Origin of the sequence: Bacteroides hominis (assembly GCF_033042785.2) — a bacterium.
Lineage (GTDB): Bacteria > Bacteroidota > Bacteroidia > Bacteroidales > Bacteroidaceae > Bacteroides > Bacteroides hominis.
The window spans coordinates 2,028,982-2,055,212 of record NZ_CP178829.1 but is presented as its reverse complement, the minus strand read 5'-3'; the positions used below and the strand labels follow the sequence as shown (position 1 = coordinate 2,055,212).

Here is a 26,231-nt window from a genome sequence, read left to right as displayed (position 1 = left end):
CAAAAGTAGGAGGGATTCCCCCCGGAAACAAGTACAATATTATCCAATACTGGTATTATCATTCAGCTCCCCTTATTGTATTTCTCTACAGCCAGATAAAAAGCCTGAATGTTATCAAAAGGTACTTCGGGCGGAGTGTCGCAACCGGTAGAGACAATAAAGTTAGCGTATCCGGCTGTACGGCTCAGAAGTTCTTCTGTCTGCGCGAAAACTTCTTCGGGAGTTAACATCCTGAATACGCCCACAGGGTCCAGATTCCCCATCACCCATACATCCGAAGGGCACTCGCGGAGAGCGGCAAGCATATCCGCTTTATTACCGAAATGATATCCTTGGGCACCGGTAGCCAGCATAGCCGGAGTACAATGTCCCGTATTACCGCAATTATGCAGGATAACCGTAAACGAATCGTCCTGCACGGCATCGATAATGCGTTTCACGTAGACAGACGAATATTGCAAGCAATCTTCGTTCGAAAGAAGCCCCGCAGCCGGTTCCGCCATAATGACCCCGGCTACCCCGGTCTCCTTAATGGCAAGACAATAGCGCAGAATGAACTCCGTACATTTTTCAAGCAATAGCCGGGCTGTTTCGGGTTCTGTATAAATAGCCATCATGATTTCCGTCATATCATACAGACGTCCTGCCAAAGAGTAAGGACCGATACATCCCGCCAGCACGGGCTTATCTATCCCTTTTGCCGCCAGGCGGTCGGCCTGCAAGTATTGAGGCACACGCCCGGATTCAAGTGAAGGAACCTGCAAGGCCTCTACATCCGCATATCCGGCAAGCAGGCGCCCGGACACGCTGGGTACTTCATTGGAAGACATACTGAGTTGTGCTCCAAAGGCTTCTGCCTCTACTGTAAGATCCATAATGGTGGTACAAGCCACCGATTGCGGAAAACATTCATTCAAGGCACGGATGGCGTGATAATGGATTTCTCCGTTCGTTACGGCATCCAGCACCCGTTTACCCAGTAACTCGATGCCCGGATGGGTCATGATGGGCATTGCCACCCGTTTCTCTGATACTAATTTATCTTTTATATATTGTGACAGTTCCATAGCATTCTATCTTTTTAGTTTATTTCTGTTTTTATAGCAATCGGCTTTGCCGCACAGTTCGCATCCATATTTCCGCTTGACCATGCGGGGACCATAAGCAAGAATACCGCTGACCGACTTAATGGGTGACATCAGGGAAGAATCACTCAACCGAATCCCACAAGGAGATTCGGGCAGGCAACTGAAAAGTAACTGTTGCTGTGTGACATGCCACCCGCAATAACCGGGACTGTAAGGATGGCTCACCCCATAGCCTAAAGCGAACATCTGTGTTTCCACCTTCCGGCACACCTCACGGACGACAGCTTCGGCAATCGCCGAACCATAGGCATCCAGAAGAAACTCCCGCAGAATGTCACCCCGGGCGCACATCTCATGCTGAAAAGCCTCAAACTCACGCCCCGCAGTGGCCACAAAGAGCGCATAGCCCGCAGCATCTTTCAGATAGGGAGTAATAACGGCTCCCGTCTTCAGGCAAATCCCATTCACTCCCACTTCGCAAGTACCGGCCGGTTCGGAATCGAACAGGATATACAGAAACCGGGGGATACAAATGCCGGCAATCTCTTCTTCGAGTGCACGGCACATTGCCCGCATCTCTGCGTCGGGCACGTAACCGGCACCCATCGAAAGACTGATGTCCTCCGGATCGAGCCTCAACGAGGTGAAAGGCAGGCATCCTTCAACGATATGGGGATTCATAAACATGTTCAGCAGGCGTTTATCAACTTTTTAGCCACGATTACGGCTGCATTGGCATTACTGGTATAGGCATCGGCACCGATAGACCTGGCAAAAGCATCGCTGACAGGCGCACCTCCCACCATCACCTTCACTTTTCCCCTCAATCCGGAGGTTTCAAGGGCATCGATTACCTCCTTCATATAGTTCATGGTAGTGGTGAGCAACGCGGACATACAAATGATGTCTGCCTTGTTCTCCAGTGCCGCAGAGATGAATTTGTCACTCGATACGTCTACTCCCAGGTTGATGACTTCAAATCCACACCCTTCAAACATGGAGGCGACCAAGTTCTTACCGATATCATGCAAATCTCCCTTGACCGTACCAATCACAATCCTGCCGATGTACGAATCGGCCTTTCCCTGCATCAGTGGTTTGAGTATATCGAGGGCACCACGCATGGCACGTGCGCTCATCAGGAGATTCGGCACAAACACCTGTCCCGATTCAAAACGTGCACCGATGGCTTCCATGGCCTTGATCATATATTCATTGATGATCTCCTGAGGTGCAACTCCTCCGGCAACCGCTTCTCTGGTAACGCTGACTGCCTGTTCCAATTTACCCGCCAAGATGGCTTCATATAATTCATTGAGGTTATTCATGGCATTTATCATTTATAAGATTAAAATGTATATATGTACTCTTTCCCAACGAACCTCTGACATAGATTCATTGCATTGATGTATCCTCATCCGGCAACAGTTGCCGGCAGATTTTCATATTGTCAATAATTATAGCCCCACAAACGGTCCTCAGCGGAAATCCTTTAAAGCATCGAACATCGCAACTACATTCTCGACGGGAACATTGGCCTGAATGTTATGGACGGCATTAAAAACAAACCCTCCGTCACGTCCCAATATCTCACACTGCTCCTTTACATGGCGACGTATCTCGTCCGGAGTACCGAAAGGCAGTATCTTCTGCGTGTCGACCCCTCCTCCCCAGAAAGTCAGCCGGCTGCCGAATTCCTCTTTCAACCTCCGGGAATCCATGTCTTTGGCATTAATCTGAACCGGATTGATAATGTCGAATCCAGCTTCGATCAGCCCGGGCAAAATGGGAATGATAGCTCCGCAAGAGTGCTTGAATATTTTCCAGGTGGTATGCTGATGTATCCAGTCGTTCATCCGCCGATAGTGCGGCAACCAAAGTTCGCGGAAGGTATCTATGGAACAAAACTGCGACTCTTGTGAACCGAAATCTGTACCACATGTCAGCACCACCTCTATTTTATCTCCGAGTGCAGCCCAAAGTTTCTCATAATTAGCAATGGCAATATCAATCTCTTTCTCAAATACCTGATGCAGATAATCCTGCCGCATGGCTGTAGACATATACCACTCCACCACACTCCGGATCCCCTTCGGCTGCTTCAGCCCCATACCGGGAACAAAAGCAACGTCTCCCAAGGCTGTGCCTCCGAAACTGGCCACGACGGCCCGGCCGGTCTGATATGCTTTATTTGTCTCCGAACGGTAATAAGCCAGATCTCCCTCCGTCAACAATCCGAACTCTTCCACATTGTCTTCCGGATTCAGCTGTTCTTCGTCAATGGGGTGCTGACGCTCGATGGCATTAATAAAATAGCATCCTTTGGGCATCACGGCACTGGGGGGATAGCTTTTATCTCCTCCGGCATACACATAAACATCTCCTTGAGCATCGGGAGTAAGATCCATCGCTTCAGGCACCAGCACCAGTTGTCCCCAAGGTGTTGTCTGTTCACGCATACGGGTTACATCCAGATCGAAAATATCTTTAGGACCTCCTATACCGATACAGTCCACCCCGATCTTTTCAGCCAGTTCCGCATCTACTTCCCCTAACATTTGAAAGGCATCCACAATCTTTACCGGCCGGGGTTCCAGCCCATAATAATTCCTCAATGCTTCTACAATGCGGCAATGAATGCCTGTAACCGCTGTTGCACCGAAATCGACCGGTACACTACCTGTATTCCGGTGATTGAGTGCACTGCGCACTTTATCTCTTGATCCGTTCATAGCATTTACATTTTAAAAGTATATTTTCGGTTTATCTCAAATTCCTGCTGACAGGCAATGTCTTCGGAAGAGCCTCCTGCCATGACTGTAAAACGTCCCGGTTCCACGGCCCATTCACCGTCCCGCATATACAGGGCCAACGACTTCTTGTCGAGAGTAAAAGTTATTTCCCGGGTCTCACCTGCTTTCAGGCGTACACGGCTGAAAGCACGCAGCTGTCTGTCAGGAGTTGTAAAGCTGCCGACTTCATCCCGCAGATAAAGCTGCACCACTTCGTCACCATCCACTGTACCCTGGTTGCGTACAGTTACCGATACATCTACCCGGCAGTGATTGCTTTCTTCACTCACCCGAACCTTCATGCCGGTATAGGAGAACATCGTATAGCTAAGGCCATAGCCAAAAGGATAACGGGGAGTACCCGCCTCTTCTATATAGCGACTGCGATTTCCCTTACGTTTCGTATTATAGTATACCGGAAGCTGTCCGACCGAACGCGGAACGGAAAGTGTGAGACGACCTGCCGGATTGTAATCGCCAAATAGCACATCTGCCACAGCATTTCCTCCCTGCATACCCGGATACCAGGCATCAAGAATTGCATCTGCTTCCTGAATGACTCCCTCCATCAATAACGGGCGCCCTTTGATCAGGACCAATACCATCGGCTTACCCAATTTGCGAACCTCTTCCAGCAATTCCAATTGTCTGCCCATAAGATGAAGTGTGGCACGGTCATATCCCTCTCCACTTTCCATATCACTGACCCGGTTTGCAGAGACCTTGGCGGCTCCTGTCTCTTCATATTCCGAAGAAAAATCCCGGGCACTCGATCCTCCTACTACCATCACCACGACATCGGCACTACGGGCAGCCTCTATGGCATCGGCAAATCCGGTACGGGAAGAATCCCGCACGGCACAACCTTTGGCATAAAGCACACGGGTGTCTTTAGAAACTTTTTGCCGGATGCCCTCCAGAACAGTCACCACAGAACCGTCTGCCTGAGGGGCTGTATAGTCACCAAGCATATTATAACCATTATCGGCATTGGGACCTATGACGGCAAGGGTACGAATATCCTTCTTCAACGGTAACAGCTTGTCTTCATTCTTAAGCAGAACGATTGACTGACGGGCAACTTCACGAGCCAGTCCGATATGCTCGGGAGAGGCGACCAGTTGTGCCGGACGCTTATCATCAACAAACGGAGCATCAAACAATCCCATGTGGAATTTGAGAAATAATATGCGGCGTACCGCCTTATCTACTGTCTCCATAGCGACATCTCCTTTTCGAACTGCGGCAACCAGTTGTTCCGCATATACATTCGTCCCCAGATCACTATCCACCCCGGCATTCACAGCTTTCACGGCTGCTTCATAGTCACTGCCTGCAACTCCGTGTTCCCGTAATCCGCCAATAGCATACAAATCGGACACGACGAAACCTTTGAATTGCCAACGGTCTTTCAAAATATCTGTCAGCAAATAGCGGCTTCCGGTACACGGATTACCGTCTATTTCATTATACGAACTCATCACCGACAATGCTCCTACCCCTACAGCTTCACGAAAAGGAGGGAAAATAGCTTCTTCCAGTTCACGTTCGCCCAGATGGGCAGTACCTCCGTTGTGTCCCCCTTCGGTCCAGCCATACGAGGCAAAATGCTTGAGAGTGGCAATTACGCTTTTACGCCCCCTTAGTGTGTCCCCTTGAAAACCGCGAACCAAAGCAGCTCCCATCACTCCATTCAGATAAGGGTCTTCTCCGTAAGTCTCTTCCACACGTGACCAACGCGGATCGCGGGCTAAATCGAGTACCGGCCCATAACCGATATGCGCTCCCTGAGCACTTGCTTCGGTTGCAATAATACGCCCCATCTGCCGGATCAGCTCCGGATTCCAGGTACTGGCCTGACCAATGGAAGTGGGAAAAACGGTTGTACCAATCGCCATATGTCCATGAGGGCATTCTTCCGCCAGGAACAACGGAATGCCCAAACGGCTATGCTCCATGACAAAAGCCTGAAGACGGTTGGAGGCGCGGGCAGCCAATGAAGGATTGAGGCCGGTATGCAGTGTGCGCTGTGTCCATGGATCGGCCCGCATAAAGCCCCAGAGTGCCCCGATATGATATTCGCTGATTTCCTTTTCCAACCGTGCAGTCAGGCGAATTTCCTCTCCCACCCGTTCGTACATCGGCCACCCCAATGAAGTAAGCATCTGGCCTACCTTTTCTTCCAGCGTCATCTGTGACAGAAGGTGCTCCACACGCTCTTCTACTGGAGCAGAGGGGTTTTCATAGGTATCCATCTGCCCGTTCTTATTCAGATCATAAAAAAGGAGCCGCGTTGCTTTATCTTTTTTCTTCCCGAACGTATCCTTGCCATGGATCGGGCATACGGGAATCACTCCCAGCAACAGAATACACAGTAATTTCATTTTCATTGTTTCTGAATTATCTGGTTAATATCATTTACCGTCTCTCTAATCATATCCACTGTCGAATCCGTTGCATAAACCGAATTCAACCCTTGTTCTTCCTGCCCGGGATCTCCCATGTAGTCATCTCCTTTTTCCCAGAAGAGGTGGCGGGGTTGTGCAAATCCACCCCATGCCCAGAAATTACATCCTTGAAAAACACCTTTCCCGGCAGCATGCTTTTTGACGATATCAAACACTTCCCTATAATAAAGGTCTCGTTGGACAGTCGGACTGTCCGAGGCAAACTTTACGCTGTCTCTCGGCAAACCGAACTCTTCAAGCACCAACGGCTTGTTTATCTTATGAGCCTCTTGAGCATGTATGTCAATATAAGAGCAAGTATTATTTATGGCCTGTCCGAGAGTGCCCGGAATATCTTTCTTATCGATCCATCCCCAATTGTTCGGCCAGATATGAATCGTGGCATAATCGATATTGGCATCGGCATGAATGGAAGTCCAAAGTGAAAGATCTCCTTCACAACCGGCCATTCCCTCCGATCCGACCGAGACCAGATGATTAGGGTCCAATGATTTAATAAGTGCCGCACAATCCGCAATCCACGCCGCAAAACTTTCCTTATTCTCCTCACCGAACGGACGGGGCTCATTTCCTATCTGCCAGGACATGATCGCAGGATCTTCACTGTATTTCTTTCCCGTGTACCGGTTGACACGATTCACGACGTGGGTGACATGATTCCGGAACAGACGGTGTGCTTTTTCAGACTTAGCGTATTGTGCCACATAACCGGAGAAAGCATCCCACCCGGCTATATTCGGCATCGGTACCTCACCGTGTCCCGCCCAATAAAGGTATTGGGAATATCCGCCCGACCACTCCCAACTATTGTTCAGGAAAAGCACAGCATACATATCCCGTTTGCCCAACTCCGATAAGAAATAATCGAGTCCGTCGAGAATAGTATCGTTATATACGCCCGCTTCTATCTGAAGCGCAGGTTCAGCTTTTGTCGGGATACCATCTTTTCCATCGGCCCCGACAAGAACACGCAGGTTATTGATTCCATGGGCTTTCAGGTGATCGAGTTCACGAAGCAGCCTTTCACGATTACCCCCCTGCCCCTGTGACCCCAATATGGCTCCATACCAGAAATTGGTCCCAATATAATAGTAAGGTTTTCCATTCACCGTCAGACGCCCGTCTGACACACGGACAAAAGGATCGGAAGAAATCCGGGGAGAAGTACATGCCCCGAACACGACCAGCAAGGTCAGTAGTATACTCGATAGGGTTTTCATAATTATCAGATGTTTTATTTATAAGATTCTTTTCACTCTGTAACTGATATTGCAAAGATAAGCGTCGTCCGCATATATACCTAATACTATCTTAGCATTCCATGATATTATTATAAGCAGGTTAAGGCCAAGTATAGAAATCGGGAATCTCATCTGCAAAAAGTATCAGGGAATCTTCCTTAAACCGGCAAAAATCGGTTGCAGCCGGATGTCCTTTATAAGGAGCAAACCCGGACCAGCTACACACATAGTTCAAAGCTACTCCTTCCGAACGCAGGATGGACAACAATTGCGTATACCACAACGAGTCACGGGTCTGTGTACCGGTCTCGGTAATAGCCGAAAGTTTTGCATGCTGCCGGGCATACTGAGTCAGTATACGTGCTTTTAAAACAACCAGAGAAGTGTCTCCTCCATCCGGACGAAAATCCCAGTAATTATCCATTCCTACCACATCTACATATTCATCTCCCGGATAGCGTTCCAGGTATTCGGCTTCGGTAGTAAAGCCACAATCAGGAGAGAAAGCATACAGAAAGTTATGTACCTGCAGAGAGTCCCTGAGGTAAGTGACCGTAAACCGATATAATTCTTTAAACTCCTCAACCCGGCAATGATTTCTGCCCCACCAGAACCAGTTGCCATCAAACTCATGCCAGGGACGGAATATAATGGGAATCAATTCTCCGTTGTCGGCTTTTGCATTGTGGGCAAAGTCGGCAATGATTTTCAGGTCAGCCTTAAATATAGCATGATGGGAACCTCCCGGTAAGATATGGCGGACCACCCGGGTGGTATCATAAAAGTTTCCACCGGTCACCGGATTGTAATAATGCCAGCAGAATGTAATCACGTTACCTCGGTTATATGCAGCATGAAACTTCTGCCGGATGTAATCCGGGTCTTTTGTTTCCCAACTACGGGGATTTGTAAAATGAAGAAAATCAAAGCTGGCCAAAGCTGGATAAGTTCCCGTCACATCGTATGCGTCACATCGGTTCGCTTCATCCCGCCAGCGTGTGGTATCCGAGTCAAACCCATCCATTTCATAATTATGTTGTCCGTAAACAACCTGTTTCCCGGTCAGTTGGCGCAAGTTATAAAACAAAGCTGCCGTCCGTTCAGTTGCGCCTGAGTCAACCAGCATCTGTCTGGTTTCTGTCAGCAAATTCCTTTGCGGGGGAACACAGGACAAGATGCAGACCACAGTAGCAATGTATATTCCAATTCTTTTCATTGATAATCTATTTGAATGATATCTGATGCCTCACTTTCACAATCCCACCGTGATACGGAAGTCAGGCGATAATAATAAGTCCCTTTTAAAGGAGTTCCGTCAAAATCGAATCCATTATCGGCAAAGGTGCATGTATTTCCAGCTACAAACGTCACAAACGTACCTGCCCCGACTGCAAAATCAGGAGTCTTAGCACGATAGATGCGATACATTTCCGCATTTTCCGTACAAGTCCAGTACATACGGTTATTATCGATTTGTTTTACCACCGGAGGTATCGGTTTATCATTCCCCTGTATTCCCGTCACCACTACCGTATGATTCCGGAACGGAGCAGAGGCCGGATAAAAGGAGATATTGTGAGAATCGGAAACAGAAATATAGTATTCTATTCCTTCTTCGGTAATCCCGGAAGCAGGCAACGTCAATGTGAAGACAGCTCTGACCCGGCGTTCAAACGGCAACTCTTTCCATACTTTATCTCCCGGTTTCCGATAGTGAAGTGTTCCGGATACAACTTCGGGCAACCGGTCTTCAACCACAGAAAACCGGATATGCAACGGAGCTCCCTTCATTACGGAAGTCACCGGAGAATTAATAACAATAGCCGGTGCTTCACGATCTGCATTTCCAGCCGGACACCGGGCAGGTATTCCCAAAGGACTCTTATGCCCTTCAACATCCACCGTGTACACCGAATAGACAGCAACTCCATGAAATATATCCCGATAGCATGTCACACCGGCTGCCAATGTATCAATCTCTTCTCCATTACGACAAACAACAAAAGCCTTTGCCGCCGGTTCTTCATTACGCCAACTGACCAATGCTCCCTCACGAGTTCCCTTGGCTGTGATATGCGAAGGTGCCTGTACCCGCTGTTGCTTACGAAGTTGATTGATTTTCGCTACATAATTCTGTTTGACAAATCTATTCTGAGTACTCATGATATTCCCGTAGGACGAAATATCCTCGATACGATACAGGAAGCTGCGCGCCCATTCATCCATCTTTCCGGGTAAATCATCCCACCGATAAGCTTCAAAACCGGCATTCAACGCAATGTGGCAAGCAGCACCCTGAATGCGCGCACGCAACCGGGAAAGACGCAACCTCTGAAGTGCATCCGGAGTAACCGCCATACAACTATCAATGGTTTTCAATTGTGCTTCAGCTAATTTTTCCGCCCCGGCTATCACATCAAAAGGTTGAAAACGAATATACAATGTATGAATACCCTTCAATCCGCTCATCGGAACCGTCAGCGTTCTCCAAGATTGCCACCCTTCCGTATTCTTTACCTCAAACCGGGCGATAACAGGGCCTTCCAGACGGTCCAGACAAACAGTGGCAACCCCACCCGAAGATGCAGAAGCGACCCGAACGGACATCCGCTCAGGACTATTACTAAAATCAACCGCAGGATACTCCAACCAGTCATCCGCCATAATATACCCTACACACTCACCACCTTCATCACAAGGGGCATTTTGGGTACCTTTCTTCTCTTTGTATCCGGTAGCTTCTATCTTTACGGTTTCTCCATTTTTCCCGATAAAAGCCATCGAACGAAGGTTCATCAACGGATAAGTATGCACCACCTGATTAAATCCGGGTGTTTCCTGACACTCGCCAAAGTCAGTGGCAAAAGGCTCGTTTTGATTGATAATACCGGTAATGGCATCGGCTGCATTTTTCCCGTAACTGGCACATGCAAAATCCCGATATACCTTCTCCGAAGAATCCAGTACTTCACGCTTATACCAAGGGGCCTTACTGATATACCACATTTTAGGAGAAATAGCGTCGGCCAATCTCCACGTCAGTGCATAAAAACCATTCATATTGGGAGAAGCATCTCCAAAGGCCCGGATGGTTTCCGAAAGATCCACATTATAAGGATAGTAATATTCAGAACTGTTAAAATCCCGTTCCAACCAGGGACATCCCCAGTATTCACGACTGCCATACACACTTCCCGGTTCGAACGCTGCCGAATAATAAGATATGGGAGCACAAATAACATCTTCGGGCAGACTATTCACTGATTCCGGGGTCAGCCCCCACCCCGATACAGCTATACGGGTAGAAGGCGACATCCGCTTCATCTCTTCATAGAATCCATCAAAAACTCTCCGCCAGCGGGCATAAAAAGCTTCATTCTTCTGCCCTTCAGACTGGAAACAAAGCAGATAATCCAGTTCCGGATATTCACAGGCAATTTCTGTAACCTGTGCCTTAATTACTTCTCTATTATCCGGCTCAGTCTGATATTCCGGCAAGAGGACATCGATATCCAATCCTAAGCCTATTTTCACACCACGCAAATGTGCATAAGCGATCACCTTGCGGAATATAGTTGCTCCTTTCTCTTTGATCTGGCTATTCGTCAGCGTTTCATTATGTAACCCATAATCAGCTCCAAAATCATAGTCATCATAAATCCCGGATGCTCCAAAAAGATATTCATTGACATCCCATCCGGGGCAACACCATCCGTGTCCGGTCTTTATGGTAGGCATCCATCCACGTGACAAATGACCTTTATACTCAAAATTATGAAACAATTCATTATGCCCGCAAAACCCGTTATAATTATGAATCATAATAAAATTCATCCGCATCCGCGCAGCCTGATCTATGATGTAACGCCAATCATCCCATGAATAAATCGTAGCCGATTGCGGAAAATTAGTCCAGGGAAGAAATCCGCGAACGGTCATTGTCGGCGTACGTTCATCCCGGATAAACGGTAACTTTGTCTGCGGCTTTTTTTTATCGGGATACACATCCCCGTTCATATAGAAACGCATTCCTAAATGATCCTCCAATAACCCATATACGCCATAAAGCAGTCCACTGGCATCCGCACCGGCAATAACCACCAGTTGCCTGCCTTTTTCCTTCACTGTCCGAATGACATACCCCTGTGCTCCGGGCACTGATGCCAGAGACAGCACTCCATTGTCTTTCCAAGAAGTCATCAACGGATGATCCAGTCTTGTAAGCACAAATTCCGTTTTCCTGTCCGGCACCTCTCCATGTCCGACAGATAATAGCCGCCCGGACAACTGATAGTAATATCGTTGAAGCTCTGCTGCCGCATATTCTTCGACCGGTGTACCCGAAGTAACCAATAAAATCTGTGCTTTGATTGTCGATGCTGTCATTGCCAGAATCAAAACAGCCAGCAGGTGATATGCCATTCGTCTCATTTCTATTTTATTTTATTTTCCAGATAAGTTTTAAGTTCATTGTATTCACGCCACACACGCTGGTTCAAAGAGCTAAGAACGCCCAGTTCTCCACGTGAATGAACCCGTTTCACATAAGTATCGAACATCTCTTTGATTGGTGCTGAAAGCAATAACCGATATGCATCCGCATATTCCTGTGAAGCATCTATTTTCTCACCTTGCGCTTCTTTCTTCTTTAAGGTAAAAGCAGGCATCATAGCCTGATCCACCTCTCCCAAGAGAAGTTCAAAACGAAACATTGCTATGAAACGTTCCAGATTATCCCGCTGCTCCCCTTTTAACTTTTTCAATAATGATTCTCCGGAAGACACCAGTTCTTTCCGTATCCGCACATTATTTTCGTCCAGCAGTCCCCATTCCGGAGTATAGGCGTAAAACTCCGGCGAAGGCACATTCCCCTGAATTTGTTTCCGATCCATTCCGGCAAGCAACGGGGTCATTTTTTTAGCCGCATCTTTTCCGAACTCCTCCGTCAGAAATCTGTCATACAACTGCTCCACACTTTCTTTGGCATCTTTATCCGAAGCAAAATGGGCAAACGTTCGGAAATTAAAACGAGGTTCCTCCGTACGCCAGTGGATAGCAACCACTCCGTCCAGATTCTGTTTAGCGGCAAGTTTCACATGTTCACGCATCATATGGACCCTTGGCTGAAAATGCCACAACTGGTGATCGCCTTCCAACCAGGGAACTGCCCATACATTACGGTTCCGGGCAATCTCTCCCAGAAACTCCGGTTGTGGACTTTTCCCCAGATCCGGATTGAGACAACTGAAAATAATATCTTTGGGCAAAGCTCTGTCCAATCCTTTCAGCAATGAAGGTAACTGATGTCCCCCTCCCCAGCCACCAAGGATCAATTTGGCATGCGAACCTTTTGATTTCAGATAATCATAAGTCAGTTTCATATATTCCAGTGCCCACACTCCGACAAAACGGGCCGATGAATCGGCCGCTTCCTCAAAGAAGCTTTCATTTTCCCGATAAGCACGGGCAAAAGGTGCATTCCGCAATGCTTTCTGAGTATCGACTCCCATAAACGAATGTTCATTCAGCCACATCCAGATGTAATCAATATCCGGATAAGCTTTCAGGATATCATCAATTGCAGCATAATGTATCTCGGCTGCTATCTGGCTTTTCGGATTCGGAATCATATTCGATTCACCCAGCCAATAGAAACAGTCTCCGGCTACATTCAAAGAAAAGTATTCGGGAGGAATCACTCCGAATTCAAATCCCATAGCCATACGAATTCCCCGTTCATGTGCCATTTTCAATACATCACGCATCAGCCCCTGGGCCTTTTCGTAATGCTCCCGGGGAGAGTACGAGGTAACCGAACCGTCATTACCGAAAGCTTCTGCCCCTGCAGGTAAGTGGAATGCTTTTCCCGTATCATAAGCAAAGTCTTTCACAGCCATCGGCAGATAGCCCCAACGTGCAGTCAGAGAATTATCAAAACAGGCTTGAGGAAGAATATTCTTATATTCTATTTTTATCATAGGTTCCACATAAGTGGCATAACGCTCACCACCCCCCGTATAATTGTGGAAACCAATGAAGTTGATACCATTTTTCTGACATTCATCCAGATAATTCCGGTAATCTGACAAGTTCCATGAAGTAGGTCCTGACAAGAAATTATGCCAGGGAAGTACCCCCCTGATATTAAATTTCTCCTGTGCCTGTATCCCCAGACAGAAGAACAAACCGATAAACAAATATTGAATTTTCCGCATTGTCATTCTTTTTTTATTCATATTGCGGAGTGAGTTAAAAAGAGGGATAGTTATAAGAAAACTGCCCCTCTTTTACCAACTCTACCCTACATCAGGCAGTCAATAAACTACCTTTCACTAAACACACCTTAATCTTTGGGAACAATACGGAAATTATCAAAGCAGATATCCGTATCTTCCGCCAACCCATTACCCATTATTTGTAACATAGAAGTATTAGGCAAATCTCCCTTCCACATATCTGCTAAATCAATCGTAACTGTTTGCCATTCACCATTTGTCTTAAAAGGTAAACTTGGAGAGAAAGGAGCCCAATCATAGTTTATTTGTTCAAAATAGAAACGAATTAATCTTTTTGTCAAAGGCACCAGTGTACATACTTCAAACTTAAACCAATAGCCTTGTGGGTTTTCCAATACTTCCTGCCAATAAGTCACATTTTTCTGCGCAATCCCTGTAAAATCATTCCATGCCCAATCATCGGCATCGTCTTTACTCAGTTTAAAATGCGAGTATTGACCGCTATAAGGTTTAGGTTCAGGACCAGACGATACATAATTCGTACCACCGCCCCAGCCATCATACGGATCAAAATCACAAAGCATATTTCCCTTTTCCATGTATTTTCCAGATACAACAATCTCACCTTCTATCGGACTAATTAACCGAATTTTGCTTCCAGGAACAGCATCTTCAGGCAACTGAAAATAGATGGTATCAGCTGTAGCTCTGGTTATCACCATTTCTTTGTCACCCAAAAATAGTTTTCCGGATTCTGGAGTAATTCCATAGATATCAAAGAAATCTCCCACAACTTTCATTGTTTCACCTGCTGGAGTAAACTCATTATACATACCATCAACTCTTAAATCCGGAATAAAGACCGAAACAGGAGTAGTTACCGTTGCTTGGTCCGACATCAGTGTTATCAAGTTATTTACTTCTCCAGGAATAGTTCTTGGAACAGAAAAAGTAATCTCTTTAGGTGTAATATATGCATTATCCAAATCGACCACAACATCATTAATCAGAAGACTATTCACTGCATTGAGCCCTGAGCCCTGCACAATAATATATTGCCCTAAATCAACTTGTTCTATGGCTTGCTCACGATCGGACACCGCAGACACCCGGGTGATAGCCAAAGGAGCATATTCCACTTCATCGTCTTTACATGATGTAAACAGCCCACAGCCCAGAATCACCCATGCTAATAAAATATATCTAAATGTTTTCATTGTATCTTCAGTTTTAAATGTTACGAATATATTCATTACCATCCCGGATTGTTGACATCAATCTTGTCATTAGAGTTTACCTCACTGGTAGGTATCGGATAAAGAAGATTCCGCTCCAAACGACGCTTAGTCACGTTATGCTCATCCATATCGATAGCATTCATCACATCCAGATAGATCCCCCAACGGAAAAGATCGTAACGGCGATCTGCTTCATAAGCCAATTCACGAGCCCGCTCTTCGAGCACAGCCGAACGGAATTCATCTTGATTCATTCCGGAAAATGGAGTAGCATTAGCACGTGTACGAATCCTGTTTATTTGTCTGTAAGCTTCAGCATCCGGACCAGCATTCAGTTCATTGACTGCCTCAGCATAAATCAACATAATATCCGGCAGGCGAAGTAACGGGAAGTGAAAATCACTTTTTTCCTGTTTACGATCCGAGACAAATGTAAATTTAGTAAGCTTTGCCAAAGTCCATCCGGGACCTTCATGATAAACTTCAGTACCGTCAAAAGCATTTCCCTGGCTATCGTAAACCTCCTTATTCTCTACTTTATCAGCATACCAACGAGGATAATAGTTATAAATGACTTTTCCATTAAATATACCATCCGATGCATATCGATGAATAACTCCGTCAACAATACGTTTATCTTGCTCTTCGAAAAGCAGATACCAGTGATCGCGCATACCATACCAGTTACCATCCATGGTACCGTCTTCTTTAAAGATACCTACATAATCCTGACAAATAGTATTTCCAAAATCTTTATCACCACTGATAGCCTGTGCCATCCAAATATGTTCTCCCTTATTACGATTACCGATAGTCCATACATCCATATAATTATCAAATAAGGTATATTCGTTTATCACCTCCCATGCTTTATCACGTGCCAACGCATAATACTTAACCGGATCAAATCCCTCATAACCAGCAACAGTTTTCGCAATATGTGTGATAGGCTGTGGTTCAAATACATTCGGATCTCCTCCTTTAACCACAATAGGTACACCTGCCATCGCACCGGAAGCCATGGTAACATATACTTTTGCCAACAAAGCCTTTGCAGCTCCGCTTGAAGCATGTCCCACCACAAAACCTGCATCATCTTTTGAATACATGCCTTCAGCTTGTTCCAGTAACTCAATGATATGTGCATATACATCCGGAACCGATGCACGAGGTTGGCTCATAGCTTCCCCTTCCGAAATAGACTTCCGGAAAATAGGTACAGGACCATAATTTCTCACCAAATTAAAATAAGCCCATGCTTTGAGGAAACAGAGTTGAGCCAAAGCATCCTGTTTACTTTCTTGACTCAGATTATTCATCGCCGAAATTTTGGATATACTCAGATTTGCACGATGAATCAATGTATAGCTACCTTGCCATAAATGGTCTATTCCCCAAAATCCCAGTGGATTACCAGCTCCCACATTACCAAATGCCCATGACGCACCCGATGCATAGTCACAATCCATATTGGTCAGATAAAGATAAGATCCTGGAGCGATAAAACTAGTGATCACTGTATTATAAGTTCCTGTTACAAGCTGTGAAGCTGCACTTTCACTGTCGCCCAACTGCTCAGGCGATACGAAATCATAGGCCTTTTCATCCAGTAAATCATTGCATGAACATGCCAATAAGACTGTCCACAACAATAAAAACGATTTAAATATTATTTTTTTCATGACTTTTCTTGATTTGAGTTAAACATCAAAATGTACATTGTAAACCAAATGAGAAAGTGCGACTGCTTGGATACGAGAATAAATCTACACCACGGCGAGAGGCATCACTTCCGAAAGAGTTTACATCCGGATCATACCAGCTATATCCCGAAATGGTAAATACATTACTAACAGAAGCAAACAGATTGATCGATTCGATTCCTTTGAATGGAGAAACCAATTTATAACCCAGATTAATATTCTTCATTCTCAGATAAGATCCATTTTCCACATAGCGATCCGATAACTTCATCGTTCTTCCATAACCTGCATATGCTTTCGGCCATTTGGCATTCTCCCGATTCTCGGGTGTCCAACGGGATTCATATATATTTTGAGGAATATTACCAATGCCACTCATAGTCACTTCAAGCAAGTTTGCATTAAAAATATCACCTCCAACACATCCCTGCAGGAAGAAACTCAAAGAGAAGTTTTTATAATTAAAATTGTGGTTCATACCAAACGTAAAGTCCGGATTCGTATCACCAATTATCTGACGATCGGCATTCGTAATACCAGCAACTCCATCAAAATCCTTATACTTCACCTCACCTACCATCGCTTTACATATAGCCTCTGACTGTTCTGCATAAAACGGATCAGCTCTCACCTCAGCTATATTATCATAAAAGCCGTCTTCCACAAATCCATAAATGGTTCCGATCGGCATTCCATTACGTTGCAAGAACACATTATCAGCCTTACTCCATCCCTGGGCGAACTGATCGCCTGGAAGACCACTGATTTTATTACGATTAAAAGAAATATTAGCATCAAAATCCCAATTGAAATTCTTCCCAGTGATTGCATAAAATTTTCCCGTAATTTCAAGACCTTTATTGGTTACGTTACCAAAATTTGTCGTCATATTTGAAAAACCTGTACTTTGGGGTATCTGTATATTCTGTAACAAATCAGATGTTTTCTTATAATACAAATCAATAGTCAGATTAATTCTATTCTGGAAGAAACCCATATCCACCCCCACATTATACTGACTGGTAGTTTCCCATTTCAAGTCCGGATTGGCCGGTCCTCTCCAAGTCAAATTGGCGAAGCCACTGGCAAGTGCACCGTTAATTGGATAATTAGCCACAGTCAGATAGTCACGGGTAGCATATGCCCCAATCGCCTGATTACCTGTCTGTCCGTAACTTGCACGGAATTTCAGATTACTAAACAAATTCAGGTCCTTAATAAACTGCTCTTCCGATGCTCTCCAGGCAATAGCACCCGAAGCAAAATTCGACCATTTGTTACCCGGTGCAAACTTACTGGAGCCATCCCGACGGAAAGAGGCAGTAAACAGATACTTATTCATCAGGTTATAGTTAGCACGTCCCAGAAAGGAGACCAAAGAAGTCATTCCACGTCCGCTGGTCGGCTTCTGAGGATTCACAGCAGCACCCATATCAAAGTCTTCTGTCAAGTCTTGCGGAAATCCGGTAGCTACCATTGCTTTGTTACCATAATCCCCTCTTTCATAAGAGAAAGCCGCAACCACATTCAGCAAATGATTCTTGTTGAAAGTCTTATTATAAGTTGCCATCGTTTCAAATACCAGATTCTTCGACCAATTATCAGCTTTCGAAGCATAGCCGTTTGTCGGATCTTTACCTTCCACCGTCTCTCTGTTATAGTACACATCACGTTCGTTTATATTATAGGAGAGACCCACATTCTGACGAACTTTTAGATCTCTATACGGAGTAATTTCTACGAAGGAAGAAGAAAAGAAGCTATTCGTTGTCAGCTCATCTTTAGCGGCACGTGTATATACATAAGGATTTGAAGAGAACCAATTCAGCTGAGCATTATTCGTTTCATCATTCAATGGAGCAGTAGCCGGATAAAACAAAGTACCACGAATAATACCGTCACTGACAGAGTTTGTCTTAGCAAGTTTATTCAATGAATTAGTAAAACTCATATTCGTGCCTATTTCAATCCATTCGTGTACTTTACGCGCCACATTCGCACGAAATGTATATCGTTTGTACCCTGAATTATGAATGATACCGCTCTGATCCAGAATATTACCGGAAATAGCATAATACCCTTTATCATTCGAACCGTTTACGCTCAGATTATACTCTTGGGAGAACGCTGTTTCAAACACTTCATCCTGCCAGTTTACACTCGGATATGCGCCATTCCGATAATCTTCCGGTCCCGGAGAATAAACCGATTCACCGGTATTCGGATCCACCATAGAAGTACCCGGATAGGGAATAAGTTCTTTAGCATTTTCGTATTCATTGAACATTTTTGTGGCTTCATTCCTATACATCGCATATGCATATCCATCCAACATATCCAATTTCTTCACTACTTTCGATATTCCGAAATTAGCACTGAAGCTGATATTGTCTTTTCCCTTCGCACCACGCTTGGTGGTAATCAACACCACTCCGTTCGCACCGCGTGATCCGTAAATAGCCGTAGCTGAAGCATCCTTCAGGATCTCAATAGACTCGATATCCGACGGATTAATCGTCGACAACGGATTGGCCGTCTGCATCATACCATCTTTACCTGTTCCGGGCATTCCACTACTGGTAAAAGGAATACCATCTACAATGTAAAGCGGTTCTGTAGAAGTTGAAAACGAGTTCGCACCACGAATCTGAATACTCACGCCTGCTCCGGGAGCACCATCATTCTGGTTGACCTGCACACCTGCAATACGCCCCTGAAGTCCCTGGTTGATACTGATCGGATTGGTTTTCATCAAGTCTTCGCTTTTGATACTGGTGACCGATCCTGTCAAGTCGCTCTTCTTCATTGTACCATAGCCTATGACTACCACCTCATCCAGCAGTTCAGTATCTTCCTTCATTGTCACATTGAGTATTTTCTGTCCGGGTTTTAAAGTAATCTCCTGTTCTTTATACCCCACACACGAGAAGACCAGTACATTCTTGCCACTCGGAACGTTTACACTGTATTTACCGTCCACATTGGCAATAGAACCGGTTCCGGCACCTTTGACCAGTACATTGGCTCCAATCAATGGAGATCCATCGTTAGCATCGGTGATTACGCCTGTAACAATGGTTTGCTGAGCCATCATATGGCTGCTCATCAAGAGCGCCATCAGAAACAACATCATGTTCTTCATACTATTACACTGATTTAAAATGATTAATTTTGTGATAATGCAAAAATAGAGTCAACCGGAAGAACAAACAAGTATGATTTTATCATTCACTTATGCAATTCAGACAAACACTCTTTATTTCTTTTCAGCCTTCAATGCATCCGTTATTCTACCATAGTTTATCTAAAAGACGAAATCGAGACTTGTTTTATCCCAATATCGGAGAACTTTCTCAAATGTAAAATTAGTGCAGTTATCATTAACAATCCAGTATTATTTTATCCGATAGTGATACAATCAGCACACCCTTACATCAGAGAACAAGTACATAAAGAAATTACCTTCAAACAATCTTTCCTTAAAAAAACACTACTACCTCAGAACCTGTAAAAAACCAACCTTATTGTGTCTTAACCTCAAAACCTTTCGTAACACCCTTTGCCAGTCCCGGTTGTCCGGAACCTATAAACAGCGTATACTTTCCGGTAAGCATCCTCCAGTTTCCATTTTCCCAGACCGACAACTCCCGGGGAGGTATATTAAATTCAACTCTCTTCTTCTCACCCGGAGCAAGTTTCACCTTTTTAAACGCTACCAATTTTTTCAACGGATATGTATAGACAGGAGTATTTTCTCTGGAAACATACACCTGGACGACTTCTTCTCCGGTCCATTTACCGGTATTGGATAATTCAACCGAACATTGCAACCTTGCGCCCGATTTCAAGGTATCACTTCCTTGTATACCATCGAACCCAAATGATGTATAACTCAACCCATGACCGAAACCATATAAAGGATCTTCCTTCATATAACGATAAGTACGCCCTTTCCACATATCAAAATCCAGGATATCCGGCAACTGATCTTCCGCCCGATAAATAGTCATAGGTAACTTACCCGATGGATTTTCGTTCCCAAACAATAAATCGGCCAGGGCTCTACCGGCTTCCTGCCCGGGGTACCAGGCCTGCATAATCGCCGGTATATGCACATCCGCCCATTCAGAAGTTAGCGGATTTCCCGAATGGAAAACCAATACGATCCTCGGGTTCACTTGATAAATAGCTTTCAGCAGTTTCTCCTGTTCTTCCGGTAAATAAATAGAAGTCATATCATGATTCTCTCTTGCCATTTTTTCATCACTTCCCAAAGCTACAAGCACCACATCCACTCCTTTTACCGCAGCCACAATAGAATCCCTGGAAGCTCCTATACCGTTCAAATAGTTGACTTTTCCTCTTTTACCCATCAAATCTTTCACCCCTTTCAAAAGTGTAACCGAATAAGGAGGCTGCCCACTATATCCACCTAAATAATTATGATCGGCAAACGGGCCTACTACAGCTACCGATTTAGTCTTCTCCTTACTTAAAGGCAACAGATTTTCATTTTTCAATAGCACAACCGACTTGACAGCCGCTTCATAAGCAAGTTCCGCAAACTTCTTGCCGGCCAATAACTTCTTATCGTAATGATTATAAGGCACAAGTTCCATCGGATCAAATTCTCCCAACTTAAACCTCGCGGTCAGCACCCGCGTTAAAGCCTGATCAATAGTAGCTTCCGAGATTAGGCCCTGTTTCACTGCCTGAACCAATTTCTCTTTATATGTAGTGCCACATTCCAAATCACACCCACTGTTGACACCCAGCGCTGCCGCTTCCTCCAACGAATTCACGACCCTATGCTGCCAATTCATCACCCCAATGGCCCCGCAATCAGAAACTACAAATCCGTCAAATCCCCACTCTTTTCTCAGCACTTCACCGAGCAGCCAACGGGAGCCACTGGGAGGCACACCGTTAAAAGCATTATAAGCCGTCATTACCGACTGCACGTCTGCCTCTTTCACGCAAGCTTCGTAAGCCGGAAAATAATATTCATACAACTGTTTCGTCGGTATTTGCGAAGAGCTGGAAAAGCGATTGTTCTCTTCGTTGTTAGCCACAAAGTGTTTGATTGTTGCGACAGTTTTCAGATAAGCCGGATGATCACCCTGTAGCCCCTTCACAAAGGCTACTCCAAGCCGTGAAGTCAGATACGGATCTTCACCATAAGTCTCTTCACTTCTTCCCCAGCGCGGATCACGAGCCATATTGATAGTAGGCGACCAGTAAGTGAGCCCCTTTCCTATTTCCAGATATTTCAGTCGCGCCTCCGTAGAAATAGCAGAAGCCACCCGCTTTACCAATACCGTATCCCAGGTAGAAGCCAGATTAATAGCCTGTGGAAAAACAGTCACTTCACCTGCACGAGCCACTCCATGGAGACATTCATTCCAATAATTATAAGCAGGAAGGTTCAGCCTGGGGATGCTATCACTTTCGCTCACGAGTTGAGATACCTTCTCTGCCAGTGTCATCTGTTGGATGAGTGTTTTCACGCGAACGGCAATCGGTTGCGACAAATCTCCGATAATCCTCTCTTTCACACCGCGGACTTCCACTTTTCCTCCTGCATTAAAAGCCGGACAATCCTCACACCCTCCATTGTCTTGAGCTCTCAACATTATACCGGCAGAAAGTAGAATCCCTATCATTACTATTTTTGTTTGCATGTCTTTCATATTCTATCTCCACTGTTTTTAGTTCATACGCTTTTCAATAATGCAAAATTATCGGGATTCCATCAAACCATCCAGTATTATTTTATCCATTCATAATACAATTATTATTTTGATAACTTATGTTGCTTTATAAATCCATTATCTTTGCACATAGTTAATCCTCAAATACTCCAGAATATGATCAATCCTATTTATTCAGCAGATAAGGCGAGATACTCCGGTGGAATGAAGTATCGCCGTTGTGGCAAAAGCGGTATACTGTTACCGGAAGTTTCCCTGGGCCTCTGGCATAACTTCGGTGATGTAGATACATTAGCCAATAGCCTTCGAATGGCTCACTTTGCATTCGACAAAGGCATCACACATTTCGACCTGGCTAATAACTACGGTCCCTCTTACGGCTCAGCCGAGGAGACGTTCGGGCTAATCATGAAGAAATCCTTTATGCCCTATCGTGATGAGCTATTCATATCCACCAAAGCCGGGCATGATATGTGGGAAGGTCCTTACGGGAACTGGGGCTCCCGAAAATATCTGATGAGCAGTCTCAACCAGAGTTTAAAACGCATGAATCTGGAATATGTAGATATTTTCTATACCCACCGTTACGATCCCGAAACCCCACTTGAAGAAACTCTTCAGGCACTCGTCGACATTGTTCGGCAAGGTAAGGCCCTCTACATCGGTATTTCCAAATACCCCAAAGAAAAAGCAGAGTTTGCCTACCGATATCTGGAAGAGCGAGACGTGCATTGTCTCCTCTATCAGGGACGATATAACCTGTTTAACCGTGAACCGGAAGCACAAGGTATCCTCCGGCAAGCCCAAGAGAACGGTACCGGCTTTATCGCCTTTTCTCCTCTGGCTCAGGGTCTGCTCACTAACCGATATCTAAATGGAATTCCTGAAGATTCAAGGATAGCCCGCGGAGGTTTCCTGAAAAAAGAACAACTGACCGATCAAGTATTAAATAAAATCAAAGCATTGAATGAAGTGGCAGGCAGTCGCGGACAAACCTTAGCCGAAATGGCATTAGCCTGGATATTGAAAGATGATCTGGTAACCTCCGTCATTATCGGCGCCAGTTCCGTCAGTCAACTGGCAGACAACCTGAAAGCGACGGAAAACTGTAAGTTCAGTCCGGACGAGCTGCAACGTATCGGGAGCATTCTTCAATAAACTCTTTTTCATCACAGATTAACAGATCACACAGATGTGTAATATTCAGATTATCAATCAGATTAATCTCTTCTCTGTGTTAATCCGTGTAATCTGTGGTGAGTTTTGAAACAGCCCCTGTCAATGACGACTTCTCTGCAATCATCTCTGCCTAAAACCCTTCAATATTCAGCAACCACTTCCACACAGGTACAACATCTATTAATATTCCAGCAATCTCTACTGTCCTTTCGTTGTCATAAGTCACTATAATGAATTTCTCCACATCAAAGCTATTTGCGATTTTTACCAAAGCCTTAGTTTCTCGCTCAAAAGTAGAGCTATCGGAAATACTAAACGAGGCTTGCACAGCCATCTTCTGCGACGGAAGATAGAAGTCCACCTCAACGTTCTTATTATAATAAGATAGTTCTTCATTACCGTACCGCTTCATCAATGCCAACGCCACGATATTTTCCAATAGCTTAGTCTCCGGATCTGCCAAAAAAACATTCAGTAGCCCGTTATCACAAAAATATCGCTTTTGAGATATCTCACGATCACTCAACGAGTCCGTAAAATTAGAGATACCAAAAACAAGATAGGCATCTTTCATATATCCAATGTAATCCGCAATCGTATTTCGGCTCACCTTAGCTCCTGCAGAACTTACGATATGCTGTAATCGACTTAAAGCTATTGGCTGCATTACACTTTCGGCCATTTTTTTAGCAAGCAAACGGATAGCATCCGCATTGCGGATCTCATTCCGGCTAATAATATCCCCTAGAAGAATCTTTAAGTATAATGAGTTTATCCAACTTCTTTTATCTCTCAAATCAAATGTTTCAGGAAATCCGCCAAAGTGAAAGTAATCATCAAAGAGCTTTGCAACTGTAATCCTCTCATCAGAATATTCCCAATTTTTAGAAAGCTTGACTCCCTTGTAGGTCAGATATTCCGAAAACGAAAATGGGTAAACCTCCTTGATGATAAATCTGCCTCCAAGTGTTGTTGCAATATCCCGACTCAACATTTTAGCATTACTTCCGGTAATGTATACTCTATATTTGGAGTCTGCTAAACGTCGGGCAAAATGTTCCCATCCTTCAATATTTTGTATTTCATCCAGGTATATCAATGGCCGTTTATTTTCGTATAATTCACGATACGACTCAAGAAGTAGATTTAGCTCCTCCATTTGAATGGAGGATATTCGCTCGTCCTCAAAATTGATGTATAAGATATCTTCAATAGTCGCTTTGCCGGATTTTATCATTGATTGAATATGTTGGAACATCAAATATGATTTTCCGGCACGACGAAGCCCTACAAAAACATAGTTGCAGACTTCCTCCAAAAAGATGGGTCTTTCTACTAATTCAGTCGTAGCAATCTCCTGTTGCTTTTCACTGATTATGGTTTTAATGATTCTCTTTTCCATGAAATCGCTCTTTATACAGAGCAAATATAAGCAATTTCCGTCAGTATACAAAGCATAAAAGCAATTTTCTTAATACGACCATGCGTCTTATATCATCCTGAGGGAGGATATCCCTCCTTAGCTAGAATCAGAACTCTTTTTCACCACAGATTAACAGATCACACAGATGTGTAATATTCAGATTATCAATCAAATTAATCTCTTCTCTGTGTTAATCCATGTAATCTGTGGTGAGTTTTGGCTCTATTATTCAACCGAAACGATCGGTCAGTTATCAGAGCAGTCCCTGCCCTCCTATCACTCCGGCAATGGCGCTTGCCACAGCTATAATCACCTTTAAAAGGATATTCCAGCTATTCTTCTTCATATATTTATCTGATTAAAGTTATTATGCAGTCGGATCATCCACAATGTCTCCATCACCATTTCCAGAGCCATTACCGCCCGAAGTGCCGATACCGCCTATCTTCTGAAACTCAACACCCTGAAGCAAAGCACGGGTAGTGCCAATAGCGGCAGGCCGGGTATATTCCGGTGTGAAGTGACAGAGAAGAGCTCCCACCTGGTTCGGATTGACATCCTCCTCTTTGTCTACTCCCCTTCCACGGCTACGCGCCTTCATCGTAAAAGTACCCAATCCTTCCAGGCGTACCGTCTTACTGTTCAATAACTCGCTGCGCATTGCCGTCATTAAGTTCCGGACCACATTATGCACATCACCCGGAGTCAATGACGACTTCTCCGCAATCATCTCTGCCAGTTGCTGGGTGGACACCGTTTTACCTATCTTCACCAGATTCAAATGCCACTTCTTGTCACCGGCCTTAGTTGCCATGGTCGATTGCACTGCTTTATAAAATAAAGTCATATTCCTAATCTCCTTTTCTTCATGTTATTACTACTGATTTTATTCACATTTCGTTGATCAACGCCACAAAGGTGAACATTTACAGGAAGATGACAAAGGAAAACAGGGCATCCGGAACCGATCCCTCAGGGAAAGTTATAAGTATCATATTATCAACAGTTTCAACGCATGTACAAAACCTAATCTACACCGGCCTTCTCTGACAGTTCCACCTGTATTAGTCCGGTTTCCCTACGCATTTGTTTTACGTATTCTGCTATCGTTTGATTTTCCATATTATACCCGTTGAGGGACAAGTATAATAA

At 44.8% G+C, this 26,231-nt stretch carries 18 protein-coding genes; 1 reads left to right on the top strand and 17 read right to left on the bottom strand.

Going from position 1 to position 26,231, the window contains the following annotated elements:
* Positions 1–62: 62 nt before the first annotated feature.
* The 13 genes from R3O62_RS08675 to R3O62_RS08615 all read right to left on the bottom strand — a co-directional run bounded on the left by R3O62_RS08675 (position 63) and on the right by R3O62_RS08615 (position 22,456).
* On the bottom strand, positions 63–1,067 hold the full coding sequence (locus tag R3O62_RS08675; protein WP_317472970.1) for a uroporphyrinogen decarboxylase family protein: 1,005 nt from the start codon (positions 1,065–1,067) through the stop codon (positions 63–65).
* A 6-nt stretch (positions 1,068–1,073) separates the two neighbouring features.
* Positions 1,074–1,775, bottom strand: a complete 702-nt coding sequence (locus R3O62_RS08670) for a vitamin B12 dependent-methionine synthase activation domain-containing protein (RefSeq protein ID WP_165016930.1) — start codon at positions 1,773–1,775, stop codon at positions 1,074–1,076.
* Positions 1,776–1,777: 2 nt separating this feature from the next.
* Positions 1,778–2,416: a corrinoid protein gene (locus R3O62_RS08665; protein ID WP_032540860.1), complete on the bottom strand. Its 639-nt coding sequence runs from the start codon at positions 2,414–2,416 to the stop codon at positions 1,778–1,780.
* Between the two features lie 150 nt (positions 2,417–2,566).
* Entirely contained in the window at positions 2,567–3,820 is a 1,254-nt protein-coding gene (locus R3O62_RS08660; protein WP_005818432.1) for a uroporphyrinogen decarboxylase family protein, read from the bottom strand.
* 5 nt (positions 3,821–3,825) lie between these two features.
* Positions 3,826–6,270 (bottom strand): glycoside hydrolase family 3 N-terminal domain-containing protein, encoded by a 2,445-nt coding sequence (locus R3O62_RS08655; RefSeq protein ID WP_317472971.1) that lies wholly within the window; start codon positions 6,268–6,270, stop codon positions 3,826–3,828.
* Complete coding sequence (locus R3O62_RS08650) at positions 6,267–7,568, bottom strand: beta-galactosidase (RefSeq protein WP_317472972.1); 1,302 nt, start codon at positions 7,566–7,568, stop codon at positions 6,267–6,269. The genes R3O62_RS08655 and R3O62_RS08650 overlap by 4 nt, the downstream gene beginning before the upstream one ends.
* Before the next feature lie 121 nt (positions 7,569–7,689).
* Entirely contained in the window at positions 7,690–8,805 is a 1,116-nt protein-coding gene (locus R3O62_RS08645; RefSeq protein WP_022011981.1) for a glycoside hydrolase family 26 protein, read from the bottom strand.
* Positions 8,802–12,020, bottom strand: a complete 3,219-nt coding sequence (locus R3O62_RS08640) for a carbohydrate-binding protein (RefSeq protein WP_317472973.1) — start codon at positions 12,018–12,020, stop codon at positions 8,802–8,804. The genes R3O62_RS08645 and R3O62_RS08640 overlap by 4 nt, the downstream gene beginning before the upstream one ends.
* A 2-nt stretch (positions 12,021–12,022) precedes the next feature.
* Positions 12,023–13,804, bottom strand: a complete 1,782-nt coding sequence (locus R3O62_RS08635; RefSeq protein ID WP_217737234.1) for a hypothetical protein — start codon at positions 13,802–13,804, stop codon at positions 12,023–12,025.
* A gap of 128 nt (positions 13,805–13,932) precedes the next feature.
* Positions 13,933–15,042, bottom strand: coding sequence for a glycan-binding surface protein (locus tag R3O62_RS08630; protein ID WP_032540859.1), 1,110 nt, complete (start codon positions 15,040–15,042; stop codon positions 13,933–13,935).
* A 35-nt stretch (positions 15,043–15,077) separates the two neighbouring features.
* Complete coding sequence (locus R3O62_RS08625; protein ID WP_269110070.1) at positions 15,078–16,745, bottom strand: RagB/SusD family nutrient uptake outer membrane protein; 1,668 nt, start codon at positions 16,743–16,745, stop codon at positions 15,078–15,080.
* 25 nt (positions 16,746–16,770) lie between these two features.
* Positions 16,771–19,908, bottom strand: a complete 3,138-nt coding sequence (locus R3O62_RS08620; RefSeq protein ID WP_032540818.1) for a SusC/RagA family TonB-linked outer membrane protein — start codon at positions 19,906–19,908, stop codon at positions 16,771–16,773.
* Positions 19,909–20,287: 379 nt separating this feature from the next.
* Complete coding sequence (locus R3O62_RS08615; RefSeq protein WP_032540817.1) at positions 20,288–22,456, bottom strand: glycoside hydrolase family 3 C-terminal domain-containing protein; 2,169 nt, start codon at positions 22,454–22,456, stop codon at positions 20,288–20,290.
* 177 nt (positions 22,457–22,633) lie between these two features.
* Between R3O62_RS08615 and R3O62_RS08610 the strand changes: the two genes are divergently transcribed.
* Entirely contained in the window at positions 22,634–23,635 is a 1,002-nt protein-coding gene (locus R3O62_RS08610) for an aldo/keto reductase (protein WP_032537188.1), read from the top strand.
* Positions 23,636–23,786: 151 nt separating this feature from the next.
* On the opposite strand, the gene R3O62_RS08605 is transcribed toward R3O62_RS08610, so the two are convergent.
* The 4 genes from R3O62_RS08605 to R3O62_RS08590 form a co-directional block, all read right to left on the bottom strand.
* Positions 23,787–25,058, bottom strand: a complete 1,272-nt coding sequence (locus R3O62_RS08605) for an ATP-binding protein (RefSeq protein WP_005775543.1) — start codon at positions 25,056–25,058, stop codon at positions 23,787–23,789.
* Positions 25,059–25,332: 274 nt separating this feature from the next.
* Entirely contained in the window at positions 25,333–25,425 is a 93-nt protein-coding gene (locus R3O62_RS08600; protein ID WP_005784981.1) for a smalltalk protein, read from the bottom strand.
* 21 nt (positions 25,426–25,446) lie between these two features.
* Positions 25,447–25,926, bottom strand: a complete 480-nt coding sequence (locus R3O62_RS08595; protein WP_250711233.1) for an HU family DNA-binding protein — start codon at positions 25,924–25,926, stop codon at positions 25,447–25,449.
* 179 nt (positions 25,927–26,105) lie between these two features.
* On the bottom strand, positions 26,106–26,201 hold the full coding sequence (locus R3O62_RS08590) for a helix-turn-helix domain-containing protein (protein ID WP_367627277.1): 96 nt from the start codon (positions 26,199–26,201) through the stop codon (positions 26,106–26,108).
* Between the last annotated feature and the right edge of the window lie 30 nt (positions 26,202–26,231).